12 protein-coding genes are annotated in these 12,238 nt (G+C 59.7%); 9 read left to right on the forward strand and 3 right to left on the reverse strand.

Annotated elements, in window-relative coordinates; genetic code table 11:
• Positions 1-200 precede the first annotated feature (200 nt).
• Genes VWY34_RS00140 through VWY34_RS00160 form a run of 5 tightly spaced genes read left to right on the forward strand, consistent with a single transcriptional unit; the run spans position 201 to position 4,022 of the window.
• Positions 201-1,076 carry an STAS domain-containing protein gene (locus VWY34_RS00140; protein ID WP_340547606.1) on the forward strand — a complete coding sequence of 292 codons (876 nt, stop codon included), beginning with the start codon at positions 201-203 and terminating at the stop codon, positions 1,074-1,076.
• Position 1,077: 1 nt separating this feature from the next.
• Positions 1,078-1,440, forward strand: a complete 363-nt coding sequence (locus VWY34_RS00145) for an STAS domain-containing protein (protein ID WP_416535420.1) — start codon at positions 1,078-1,080, stop codon at positions 1,438-1,440.
• Positions 1,437-1,844, forward strand: a complete 408-nt coding sequence (locus VWY34_RS00150; protein WP_416535421.1) for an ATP-binding protein — start codon at positions 1,437-1,439, stop codon at positions 1,842-1,844. The genes VWY34_RS00145 and VWY34_RS00150 overlap by 4 nt, the downstream gene beginning before the upstream one ends.
• Positions 1,841-2,854 carry an ATP-binding protein gene (locus VWY34_RS00155; RefSeq protein ID WP_416548975.1) on the forward strand — a complete coding sequence of 338 codons (1,014 nt, stop codon included), beginning with the start codon at positions 1,841-1,843 and terminating at the stop codon, positions 2,852-2,854. Before VWY34_RS00150 ends, VWY34_RS00155 begins: the two co-directional genes overlap by 4 nt.
• Before the next feature lie 4 nt (positions 2,855-2,858).
• Positions 2,859-4,022 (forward strand): sensor histidine kinase, encoded by a 1,164-nt coding sequence (locus tag VWY34_RS00160; RefSeq protein ID WP_416544946.1) that lies wholly within the window; start codon positions 2,859-2,861, stop codon positions 4,020-4,022.
• Here VWY34_RS00160 and VWY34_RS00165 read toward each other — a convergent pair.
• Both VWY34_RS00165 and VWY34_RS00170 read right to left on the reverse strand, forming a co-directional pair.
• Positions 4,014-5,141, reverse strand: a complete 1,128-nt coding sequence (locus VWY34_RS00165) for an amidohydrolase (RefSeq protein ID WP_416544948.1) — start codon at positions 5,139-5,141, stop codon at positions 4,014-4,016. The genes VWY34_RS00160 and VWY34_RS00165 overlap by 9 nt on opposite strands.
• Positions 5,134-6,159 carry a pyridoxal-phosphate dependent enzyme gene (locus tag VWY34_RS00170; protein WP_416544950.1) on the reverse strand — a complete coding sequence of 342 codons (1,026 nt, stop codon included), beginning with the start codon at positions 6,157-6,159 and terminating at the stop codon, positions 5,134-5,136. The genes VWY34_RS00165 and VWY34_RS00170 overlap by 8 nt, the downstream gene beginning before the upstream one ends.
• A gap of 84 nt (positions 6,160-6,243) precedes the next feature.
• On the opposite strand from VWY34_RS00170, the gene VWY34_RS00175 reads away from it, so the two are divergent.
• Entirely contained in the window at positions 6,244-6,717 is a 474-nt protein-coding gene (locus VWY34_RS00175; RefSeq protein ID WP_340547613.1) for an Lrp/AsnC family transcriptional regulator, read from the forward strand.
• Positions 6,718-6,811: 94 nt separating this feature from the next.
• Positions 6,812-8,053, forward strand: coding sequence for a lytic murein transglycosylase (locus VWY34_RS00180; RefSeq protein ID WP_416544952.1), 1,242 nt, complete (start codon positions 6,812-6,814; stop codon positions 8,051-8,053).
• Positions 8,054-8,059: 6 nt separating this feature from the next.
• Here the strand turns inward: VWY34_RS00180 and VWY34_RS00185 are convergent, their stop codons facing one another.
• Positions 8,060-9,169: an NAD-dependent epimerase/dehydratase family protein gene (locus tag VWY34_RS00185; protein ID WP_416544954.1), complete on the reverse strand. Its 1,110-nt coding sequence runs from the start codon at positions 9,167-9,169 to the stop codon at positions 8,060-8,062.
• A gap of 330 nt (positions 9,170-9,499) precedes the next feature.
• Here VWY34_RS00185 and paaZ point away from each other — a divergent pair, with 330 nt between their 5' ends.
• The gene (paaZ, locus tag VWY34_RS00190) at positions 9,500-11,623 is read left to right on the forward strand and encodes a phenylacetic acid degradation bifunctional protein PaaZ (RefSeq protein ID WP_416544956.1); all 2,124 of its coding nucleotides are present in this window, start codon (positions 9,500-9,502) and stop codon (positions 11,621-11,623) included.
• A 31-nt stretch (positions 11,624-11,654) separates the two neighbouring features.
• Positions 11,655-12,236 carry a flavoprotein gene (locus VWY34_RS00195; protein ID WP_416544958.1) on the forward strand — a complete coding sequence of 194 codons (582 nt, stop codon included), beginning with the start codon at positions 11,655-11,657 and terminating at the stop codon, positions 12,234-12,236.
• Positions 12,237-12,238: the final 2 nt, after the last annotated feature.

Consider the following 12,238-nt stretch of genomic DNA (forward strand, 5'->3'; position numbering starts at 1 on the left):
GGAGCGACAGATCATGGGGTGTGTCGGGATATGATCATAGTCTTCTATCCTCACAGAAAAAAAGGAAAATTTCCACTGCCGTCTCAGTTATTGCAAAATATCTATGTTTACAGACCGGGGAAGGGAGCGCTATCAATCGACCAATTCAGCGGAGCTTCCGGGTCGTCAGATACCGGGTCCCCAGCCCAAACGAGGTAGAGATGACCGAAACCGCTACTGAAACTGTACTCACAATCTTGCAGCATGATTTTGAAGAGATTGTCAGCGCCTGGATCACGACCCAGAGCGATGAAGGTGTGCAGCGGACCGATCTATTCAGCCATAAAGAGGGGCGCGAGCAGACCAGTGGCCTGATGCGCGCGTTGATCTCGGGGATCGAAAACGGTGCGACCGGTGATCGATTTGATCTCTCCAGCGACGCCTGGGCAGAGCTGCGCAGCGTGCTGGTCGAAGTCACCCAGGAGCGCAGTTCACGGGGTGTGACGCCCAGTGATATGGCCTCCTTTGTGCTGGCGCTCAAAGCGCCGATTTTTTACCGGTTGAAAGATAAACTCGCCGATTTTCCCAGCCAGCTTGTCGAAGAAATCTGGTTCATCAGCCGGGTGATTGATGCCTTTGCGGTCTATTGCGCCGAAGTGTTTATCGCCGAGCGGGATCGTATCATCGAACAGCAGCGCGACCAGATGCAGGAGCTGTCCACGCCTGTGGTCGAACTATGGGACAAGGTGCTGACGCTGCCTCTGATCGGGACGATGGATTCAGCGCGCGCGCAGGAGGTGATGGAGAACCTGCTGGAAACCATTTTACGTCGTGAGGCGGAAGTGGTGATCGTTGATCTGACCGGCGTGCAGACCGTCGATACCCAGGTGGCTCAGCATATGCTGCGTATGGCAGCGGCTGTGCGGCTGATGGGCGCGCAATGTATTATCAGCGGCATCAGCCCGACCATTGCCCAGACGATGGTGCAGCTGGGCGTTGATGTCGGTGAAGTGACCACCCGCTCGACCATTCGCAACGGGTTGGCAGATGCGTTGGATCGGGTCGGCTACGCGATCGTCAAAAAGAAGGACCACTGACATGTCTGCGGCATCGGCCATCTACTTTGTCGAAGGTGTGCTGCTGGTGGCAATCCAGGAAGATATTTCGGATACCGATATTCTGGATCTGCAGGAAGCGCTCTCCGAACGTGTGGTGGCTGATGCGGCTCGGGCTGTTGTGATGGACATCAGCGCATTGGAGATTGTCGATACATTTGTTGGCCGTATTCTGGCGCAGCTGGCCGGTGTCTCCAAGCTGCTGGATGCGCAGACTTATGTCGTGGGTATGCGCCCGGCGGTCGCGATGACGCTGGTTGAGCTGGGTATGGATCTTTCTGAAAGCAAGACCGCGCTGAGCCTCACACATGCCCTGCGTGATCTGCGGGCGCAGAGCCGGGGATGATGCCCACGGATGGTGTTCTGGTTGGCGTATGTGCGCTGATTAGGGACCGTGACGTTATTCATGTGCGTCGAATGGCTGGCCGAGAGATGGAACGACGCGGTGCACGCGCGGGTCAGAAAACCCGATTTGTCACAGCGGTCAGCGAGATTGCAAGAAATGTTATCATGCACGGTGGCGGCGGCGAAGCGCGTATCTATATGCACAGTGACCCCACCGCAATCAGCGTGGTGTGCATCGACAATGGACCTGGTATCGCTGATCTGGACGCGGCGCTCAGGGACGGGTTCAGCACCGCAGGCAGTATGGGACGCGGTCTTGGCGGTGCGCAGCGTTTGACTGATGTGTTCGACGTCGTGACCGAATATGGTAGAGGAACACGCGTGACAATGATGGCTCGCATATGACCCACTGGCTGCCCCTTGCCGATCCGAGCGATGTTTCGGTCTGTCGTCGCACGGCACGTCAGCTGGCGCAGACGGCCGGGTTTCCACGCGCCCGGATTGAGGAAATCGCAATTGTTGCCAGCGAGGCGGCGACCAATGTTTTGCGCTATGCCAAGCGCGGTCGCTGCCTGATGCAGGTCATGCCGGGGGTCGAGGGCCCGCGTCTGGCGCTGATCGTTGTCGATCAGGGGCCGGGGATCGATAGTCTGGAAAAGATGATGCGGGACGGTATCAGCAGCGAGGATTCGGCGGGGCTTGGTCTTGGCGCCATGCAGCGCCTGTCGGACCATTTCGATATCTATTCGACCCGCGACGAAGGCACGGTGGTCGCCTGTGAGTTCCGGCAGACACCCTATCGACCTGCCGCGATGGAGGTTGCGGGGCTTTTGGTGACACATCCGGCGGAAACGCGCTGCGGGGACGGCTGGGATCTGGCCTGTGTACGTCACAATGCGCGGTCGGACGGGCGGCTGGATCTGATCCTCTGTGATGGTCTAGGCCATGGACATCGCGCTGCTGACGCCGCCGATGCCGTAGTGCATGGGTTTGCCCAGAGGCGAGGCCGGACCCCTGCGACAACGCTGACAGATATTTCAGATGAAATCGCCGCCACACGCGGGGCGGTTGCGGCCTGTGTCGCCGTGGCTGCGGACGGTCGGCGCATGTCCTACGCCGCCGTTGGAAATATCGCGACAATCCGCGCCCGACTGGGCGAAACCAAGCGATTTGCGACCCGTGACGGTCGTCTTGCTGCCGGTCCGGTTGCGCCGTTTTCGGACGAGATCGACCTGTTGCCCGGTGATACGGTTATCTTGCACAGTGACGGTCTTCTGACTTTACGAGACCTGCACGAAAAACCCGCTTTGCTGATGCGTTCAGCCTTGCTGATTGCGGGGAAACTTATGGCTGAGAACTTCCGTGGACGCGACGACGCGGGTCTGGCGGTCATCAAAATCGCGAAAGAGAGCTAACCTCGTGTCTACAGCATTGATAACGGTGAAAATCGACACGGAACAGGATGTTCTGAGGCTGCGATTTATTGCGATGGCGATTACCAAAGCGCTGCATTTCGGCACGTTTGCCCAAACGCGGGCGGTAACGGCCCTGCTTGAGGCTGCGCGCAACGCACAGCAGCATGCCAGCGGCGGGCGGGTTCGGCTCGGCCTGAGGGACGAAAGCAACAAGGTGGCGCTACGGGCCACCATCACGGATCAGGGGCCGGGCATAGAGGGACTTGATGATATCATGCGCGGACGGCGCGCCGCAGCAGCGTCAGCCCGGGCGGGTCTGGGGCTGGGGTTGCGCGGTCTGTCACGCCTCGCGGATCATCATTCGGTGCGCAGCAACCCGGAGGGTACGGAGATAGAGCTGCTGTTTCTCAGCCCGTTGAGAAGCAATGAGATGAGCGAGGCGACGCAGGCCGCGACAGAGGCCATCAGCAAGATACGCGGCGCAGATCCGACCGCAGAATTGGCGGAGCAGAACCGTATGTTGCTTGAGGCACTGACGGAGCGTGATCTCCTGATGAAGGAAGTGCATCACCGCACCGGCAACAATCTGGCCTTGATCGGTGCCCTTATCCGAATGAGTCGACGTGGGGCCGAGTCTGAGGAGACGATTTCTGTGCTGTCCGATCTGGAGGCACGTGTTCAATCCGTCATCCGGGTGCATGAGCAGTTGCAGCGCTCCGCGCGGGTCGATCACTTGCAGGCATTGCCTTTCCTGCGGGAGGTTGCGGCCAATGCCGAAGGGGCGTTCAACTCAGAGGCCCTGAAGGTGGCGGTCGCAGTTCGCGGCGATGACATCGAAATCCCGAGCTCGATGGCGATTGACCTGGGCCTTCTGGCGGGCGAGTTGCTGACAAATGCCTACAAGCACGCTTTTGTCGGGCGGGATCATGGGGAAATCCTGATCGAACTGACAGAGCAGGACGAGGCATTGCAGCTGGTGATTGCTGATGATGGGCATGGTTTGGCTGAGGGTGATGCCAGGCCCGAGCGGTCCGGGTCGCTCGGTTGGCGGATGATCCGCAGCATGGTTGGGAAATATGCGGGCACGACGGAGGTGGATGGCTCCAATGGCATGCGGGTTGTGTTTACCTTGCCGTTTGAGCCGAGCAATAGCAGCGGATTATCCTGAGCAGGCCAAGTCGCACCAATAGGAGACGCCCCCGTCGATGGCATCATCGTTGAAATCATACCCGGGATTGTGCAACGGCATGGCGTGAGGGCCCTCCGTGCCATTGCCCATCAGGACAAATGCCCCGGGCCGATGTTGCAGGAACGCGGCGAAATCCTCCGAAAACCCGACACGCCCGTAAGCGGGGTCAACGCTGCCGACCCGTCCAGCCGCAGCCACGGCACGCGCTGTGGCCTCCGGCTCATTGACCAGAGGCTGAAACGACGTGGAGTAGTCCGCTTCGCAGATGGCCCCATGTGCCATGGAGATCCCTTTGGCAATGGCCCGCATCCTCTCTTCGATCCTGGCAGAGACATCTGCCTCAAAACCACGACAATCCCCTGATATTACGACGTTACTCGCCAGAATATTGCGCGCACCATCGGTTTCAAAATCCGTGACGGAGACAACGCAATGATCCCGGGCAGAAACGGAGCGCGAAGTAATGGTCTGCAGCTGGGTCACGATTGCGGCCCCGGTCACAATCGGATCAATCGCTTTCTCAGGCATCGAGGCGTGGCCGCCGCGCCCAGTAATCCTAATTTCAAAGTTATCTTCAAAGGCACAGAAAGGGCCGGCCTGGGTTGCGAACTGGCCGATTGGCAGCCCCGGCATATTGTGCAGTCCGTAGATCCGGCTGATGTCAAAGCGGTCGAACAGACCATCGGCAATCATCGCGGCCGCGCCTGTGCCGTTCTCCTCATCTGGTTGAAACAGAAAATGGACGGTGCGGTCGAATGTTGGGTCAGCTGCAAGGCGAAGGGCAGCGCCCAGGAGCATCGTGCTATGCCCGTCATGACCGCAGCCATGAAATCGCCCGGGCGTTCGCGAGCGATAGGAGAGGTTCGTGGCTTCCTCAATCGGGAGCGAATCCATATCAGCACGCAGTGCAACCCCCGTGGTGTCCCCGCCGCGTCGGAGCGTGGCTACAACCCCCGTCCCGCCTATCCCGCGAGTGACCTGCAATCCTGCCGTTTCCAGCACCTTCGCAATCGCATCGGAGGTGCGGTTCAGGTCAAACCCGGTCTCCGGGTGCATATGGAGATCGCGACGAAAGGCGACAAGATCCAGATCAGGCATCTTCGACCCTGCCTTCTGATAGGATCACCAATGGGCGCATCTCAGGGTATGTGCCAACCTTGATGTCATGCAAAAGGGCGGTTAGGCCGGCGGTTCCCGACGGGGTGCTGGGGATTCCGAGGTCTGCGGCGGCATCAACGCCGCTGAGAGCGGCCCTATCGGAAATAGTGGAATAGCGATCAGCGGTCTTTGACAGAATCTCATAGGCAAGCATTGAGGGTGTCTTGCAGTCGAGCCGCCCCATATTGGAGACCGGACCCTCAACCGTCACCATCTCGCCCGCCCGCGCGCTATGCTGAAGACAGGGCGCGGCATCCGGCTCAACAACGATGATTTCAGGCTGAACTTCCCAGTTTGCACGGATCATATAAGCCATAGCACCGGCCAGACCGCCGACGCCGGCCTGCAAATAGACATGGGTCGGCCATTGAGCAGAGCGCGCAAAACTGTCGCGCATTTCCTGTGCAATGACCGTATAGCCCTCCATCACCAGTCGGGGTGGCTCGGTGTAGCCGGGCCAGGAACCATCTGCGAGATGAACTGCGCCGCTTTCTGCGGCATCCTTGATAGCCGCTGCAATGCTCTCTTCGTAGGTGGCGCCGGAGCGTATCACCTCAGACCCTTTTGCTCGGAGCCGCTGCACGAAATCCTCAGGTACAGTCTTGGCCAGGTGGATCCGGCATTTAGCGCCAAAAAGACGTGCCCCGGCGGCGACGGCCATGCCATGGTTCCCGGCACTGGCGCAGACGAAGGTGACCCCTGAAGCAGCGGCCCGCCCGCGATCACTGGCCAGATCCGCCGCTGTCAGACCGGTTTCGCGTATCAGCAGCTGCGCTACCGCATAGACACCGCCCATCGCCTTGAAGGCCCCAAGACCCATTCTGTTGGTTTCATCCTTGATCCACACCTGCTGACCGTCGACCTCGTGCTGGAGAAGCGGCGAGGGGCGATAGGCCGGGCAGGCGGTCAGCATCTGCTGGGGCTGGGCGGGGTCGAGCGTGACATTGATCTTGTTCATGGGGCCAGTCTAGGAAAGGTTGTTGCTGTATTCCGATCAAATTTGGGTACATTACGAGAAATTCTTGCATCATGAGGGGCAAGTATGGGGGAAAGACTCGACAAGGCTGATGTGACCCTGCTGACACTCCTGCAGCGCAATACACGGCTTGGGCTGGAATCACTTGCGGTTCAGGCAGGGTTGTCTGCGGCCTCGGTTCAGCGGCGGCTGAAATCACTGCGCGAGCGCAGGGTGATCACCGGTGAGATCGCGCTTGTCGATCCAGCCAAGGTTGGTATGCCCATGACATTTGTGGTGATGGTCGAGCTGGAGCGTGAGCGCCTCGATCAGATCGACGCGTTCACCCGCCGGGCCGGATCCGAACCGATGGTCCAGCAGTGCTACTATCTGACCGGCGAAGCGGACTTCTGTTTGATTTGCACCGCATCTGATATGGAGGCCTTTGAAGAACTGACCAAGCGATTGTTTTTCGAAGACTCAAATGTGCGACGGTTCCGGACCTCGGTTGTAATGGGGCGCAAGAAAGTCAGCCTTGAAGTTCCGGTCTCCGCCGGATGAAATGACCACTGGCGGCTGCGGGCGTCTGACGAGTTCCGACGGCAATAGGGCAGCCTGTTGCGCGTTCATTTTGCGATTGGCGGGAGGGTTGAGCGTGGTGGCTCGTTTACTGTGTTTTCTGTTTTGTTGCGTGCTCCCCTTGGGGGCCGCATCGGCTCTGGATCGTGCAGAGGTTGAGGGCCAGTTTCAGCGCTGGCTGCTGCATGAGATATGGCCCGAGGCACAGGCTGCCGACGTTCGACGGACGACCTTCGATACTGCGTTTTCCGGTGTGAAACTGAACTGGGATCTGCCGGATCTGGTCCCCCCGGGCACTAAGGCCAACCCTCCCCGTCGCCAGCGTCAGGCGGAATTTGGCGCGCCGGGGCGCTACTTCAATCGCGGCTCCGTTGACGGTGCGACGTCGGTCGGACGCCGGATGGCGAAGCGACATGCAGCTGCCCTGCAACAGACCGAACGCCGTACCGGAGTACCGGGGCGGATTATTCTGGCGATCTGGGGGCGCGAGAGCGGCTATGGTCAGGTGAAGATCCCTCACAATGTGTTTGAGGTGTTGGGCACCAAGGGCTTCATGAGCCGCCGCGCTCCCTATTTTCGCCAGGAATTGATTGCAGCCCTGCAGATCGCCGAGGCCGGGCATGCGCCGGGCAATGTGATGAAGAGCAGCTGGGCTGGCGCATTGGGCCAGCCTCAGTTCATGCCTTCCAGTTTTCTCAAGTTTGCCGAAGACGGCGACGGCGATGGTCGTGCTGATATTTGGCGTTCCGAGGCAGATACAATTGCGTCTATCGGTGGTTATCTGGCGCGCCATGGCTGGGACAAATCGCGAGACTGGGGGTTTGAGGTTTCCCTACCGGATGCGGTTTCATGTGCCCTAGAAGGCCCGGATCAGGGGCAAACCATCCGTGACTGGGAAGCGCTGGGTGTCCGGCGTAGTTCTGGACGGCCCTTTCCGCAGCATGAACAAGACGGCGTTGCCTTTCTGATGCTGCCCGCTGGGCGGAATGGTCCCGCGTTTCTGGTCACCCCGAACTTTTATGTGCTGAAAGACTACAACAAGAGCGACCTCTATGCGCTATTTGTGGGGCATGTCGGTGACCGCATTCAGTTTGGTGTCGGAGATTTCCAAGGTCAATGGCGACAGGTCGACAACATGTTGCGATCTGACGTCGCGGCGATGCAGCGCGGGCTGGAGCGGCTTGGCCATGACGTCGGCGGTGCCGACGGGCTCGCGGGGTTCAAGACCCGTCGTTCGATCGGCCGCTGGCAAGAGGCGGCTGGGCGGCGGGCCACATGTTTCCCGACCTCAGCGATGCGGTCTGATCTTGCCCGGTGATAGCCGCTACCGGTTGGTAGCCCCTGTCGGATGCGCGCCGGCGGTAACCTTGCCGAAGTCTGGATGGTCATGACGATCCAACCAGTGAAAGAAGCTGGCGATCATAGCTGCCAACCCGTGCCGTGGCACTGCAAGACTGTCGCGTCTGGTGAAGTCAAACTGCGTTGGCGGCACGGGATCTGTCCCCTTGGGGACAGCGGTTGGCAAGGCACCTACTGGAACAAATTTGGCGATTTCGCTGTAGATTTCGGTCCATTGCCAACTTCTGGCGACTGCGAAATAACGTCCCTCGGACCCCGGTTTTTGCAAGGCGGCCAGACAGAGCGCCGCCAGATCGGACGGATGGATCAGCGACATGGACCCCTTTGGCGTCTGATGATGCCAAGGATGCGCCCCGACCGCCATCTCACGGAGGCGCCCCAGAATATGCCCTTGATCATGGCAGGGCAGAACACCGGGTCCGACGATCATACCTGACAGCAAGATGATCAGACGCAAATCCCGGTCCTGTGCAAGGCGCGCCGCCGCAACTTCCATTGCCGTTTTCTGTGCGGCGATGAATTTCCGCTGCTGGATTTGAAGCTCGAAATCGGAGTGGTGTCGCAGTTCATTTTTGATCTGGGGCGCGCTCGCTGGCTCGGCGGATGCCGTGCTCGACAGTAGGACGATATCGGAAATACCGCTCAGATGTGCTGCTTCGATCAGATTGTGACAGGCTGATTGTGCGGGTATTACGCAATGCTCCAGGCCCGTTTCCCGATCCAGGTCACCCGCAGCAGTCCCATCAGGCGCCTTGCGGATGGAGGGCAGGCACGCGATCACCAATGCGTCGGCACCATCAAGCGCGGGGGCAAAACTCTCAGGATCAGCAGAATTTGCTGAGACTAGTCGGAGCCGCTCCTTGGCACCGGGCAGGGCCATCAGGTGAATGGTTTTTGAGCTGTCCGTCGCATCTCGCAGTGTACCGGTCACGCGCCAACCGAGTGCAAGGGCTGCGCGGGTAATATGCGCGCCTGCAAGACCGGAGGCGCCTGCGACACAGATATGCCGGGGACCCGTCGGCCTGCTGGGGATGGTTCTCTCCTGCGTGTATCGAGAGGCTCCGGTTCCGGTCATTGCCTGTTCCCTCGGATTGATAGGTAGATTATGGCGGCGCTTGTTTAAGCCTGCGCAGGCTGGCAGCGGGCGGTCGAAATTGCACATCGAAAATCCTGAGGCTTCCCCTCGGCGCGTTTTGGAACCCCGTTGATCAAGCCAGCTGCGCAGGTCTGCCTCAGAAATCCTGAGGCGCTGTTTTCAAACTTTCGATTGGATGTGGCACCGGCTTTGGCTGAGACCTTAGGACGGAATGACCGGACTTTCCTGATGCAGATCGGATGAGCCATGTGGCGTCCTGCTGTCAGGTAGCCGGAAACTCCCGCGATGCAGCAGCAAGAGGGCTTTGACTTGACAGATCATGTAGAACGACCCCGTTTTCTTCAAAGTCTGGTTGCGGATAATTGGGAGCATCGCCCGGGTGAGACACTGAGCCTTGCCAATGCCGCGACCGATCGACCGAATGCGATCCTGTCCTTCAGTGCTGATGACGGGCGAGAGGCGGTCGACTATGCACGTGCGATTGGCGGGCCGGCGCTGCGCGCCATGGGATTCCACGATCGCGCGCAACGGCTGCGGTCTCTAGCACGGGTTCTGAACGACAGCCGCGCAGGGCTATATCGTGAGAGCCTGACGATCGGCGCGACGCGGCACGATTGCCTGCTGGACGTCGACGCTGGCATTGCGCGTCTTGCGGCGCTGGCAGGTCAGGCGCTGAAATCCCTGCCCAATGCCCCTGTGCTGCATCTTGAAGATGCTATCGGACCGGCCGGCGCAACCGGTCGACAACAGATATTGGCCCCGCTTGCTGGCGTTGCCGTGCATATCACCGCGTTGGATAGCCCCGTATCGGGGCTGCTGGAGCAGATCGCGCCCGCGCTGATCGCCGGTGTGCCGTGCATCATCTGCCCTGATCCCGCCACCGCCTGTGTGAGCGAACGTCTGGTAAAACTGATCCATCAGAGCCAAACGCTGCCAACTGGCGCAGTGCAGTTGCTCTATTGTCCGCCCCTCGGGGTGTTGGAGTATCTGGCCGCAGGTGATGCGGTCAGCTTTGCCGGAGGGCGCGACGTCGCCCGGAAGTTGCGACAGCACCCAGGGATTGCCGCAGGTCTGGTACGCTTTCAATCCTGTGAGACAGGTCTGTCTGCGGCGATTCTAGGCAGTGATGTCGCACCCGGGAGCCCGGAATTTGAGTTCTTCCTCCGCGAGATCCGCAGCGAATTGATCCTGCGGGCGGGTCAACGGCGTCACGCGGTGCGTCGCATTCTGCTGCCGCGCTACCGCGAGGATGAAGTGGTGGAGCGTTTGGTCGAAACCCTATCCGAGATCGCTATTGGACAGCCGGATGACCCCGCTACGCAGATGGGCCCATTGGTGTCGCGGGCGCATCTGAAGACGGCTCAGAACGCGCTTGCCGAGCTGCGCCGCGCCGCCGATGTGGTATCCAGGCCTATCCTCGCGGCGGCACCGGGAGGGGGGGCATTTCTCGCACCAGTGCTGCTGCATTGTCGCCAGCCTGCCCAGTCCTCTGTCATCCACGAGACCTTTGTGCAGGGGCCGGTTGCAACCATGATGGCCTATGATAGCCTATGTGATGCGATTGCCCTGGCCAATCTGGCGCCCTGTTCGCGGTTCTCGACCGTCTTCACCAATGACAGTCCGCTGGCGCAGGAGGCTGCCGCCTGTCTGACCTCCGCAGAAGGCCAGGTCAGAATTTGCGGCAGCGAAATGGCGCGTCAGGCATTGGAGCTGTCAACCGATCCAACCGTTCCGCGCCTCTTTTCCGCTACGCATCACAGTCAGGTCTGCGGTGCCGAGGATATTCGCCGCGCAGTTGCGGCCTATATGATGCGGACAGAAATTCACGCACCGCCGCAGTTGCTGACGGCGTTGACGGGGCGTTGGGTCGAGGGCGCTGAAACCAGACGCAATGGTCACCCGTTCCGCAAGTCACTGGAAACACTGCGCATCGGCGACCAGCTAATCACCGAGACAAGAAAGATCACCGAACAGGATGTTGAGCAGTTTGCCCATTTTACCGGTGATGTCTTCTACGCTCATATGGACCGGGAGGCCGCGCGTGCGCATCCGTTTTTTGACGACCGTGTGGCGCATGGCCAGCTGGTCGTTTCCTTTGCGAATGGGCTGCTTGTCGATCCGGCACCGGGCCCGGTCTTGGCCAATATTGGTTCCGACAATCTGCGCTTTCATGCGCCGGTATATTTTGGCGACTGCCTGCATGTTCGCGTGACCTGCAAGGAGATCACGCCGCGTGCCTCTGCGCCTTTTGGCGATGTGCGATGGGATTGCTGTGTGCTGAATGCCTGCGGTGCGGTCGTGGCGCGCTTTGATCTGCTGACGCTGGTGATGAAGACCTGGCCGCCTGTTCCGCAGGAGAGGACCGGCACCGCGGCGGTGGCTGTTGTCGCATCGGATAGGCCAGAGGCGTCTGTCACACAGCCCGCTGAATAATCAGACATTCAACTGAGATAGGATATTTTCGATGACGAACACCGAGATCGACACCCCGTCACGCCCGCGCATTCTGATTGGCGTTACCGGCTCTCTGGATGCCACAATGCTGCCGCTCTATCTGCGAGCAATCAAAAATGAGATCGACTGTGAACTGAGCGCGCTGTTCACTCCGACAGCGACGAAATTTGTAAACATGGACGCGGTTGCACTGTTCCTTGATCGGGTGATCAGCGGCGATAACCCGAAGGACTGGCCGACAGACAAGCCGGGGCGTATTGTAGCGGATCATGACATTCTCGCCATCCTGCCGACTACAGCGAACACGCTTTCGGCGATTGCGCACGGGTCCTCGCAGAACCGGCTAACCACCGTTGTCCTTGCGGCGACTTTCCCGGTTCTGCTCTTTCCTGTGATGGGTGGCCCCATGTGGGAAAAACCCGCAGTCCGCCGGAACGTGATGCAATTGCGCGAGGACGGTTATGAGGTTTTTGAGCCGGTATGGCGCGAGAACTACGATCCCTTGCTAAAGATCCAGCATGGGCATCATTCGCTCCCTGATCCGGAGCAGGTGGTGCAGATTCTGCAAAGCCGTTTGCCTTCGGCTGGTTAGCC

The sequence above is a fragment of the Phaeobacter sp. JH20_02 genome (assembly GCF_048056915.1).
GTDB classification, from domain to species: Bacteria; Pseudomonadota; Alphaproteobacteria; order Rhodobacterales; family Rhodobacteraceae; genus Phaeobacter; species Phaeobacter bryozoorum.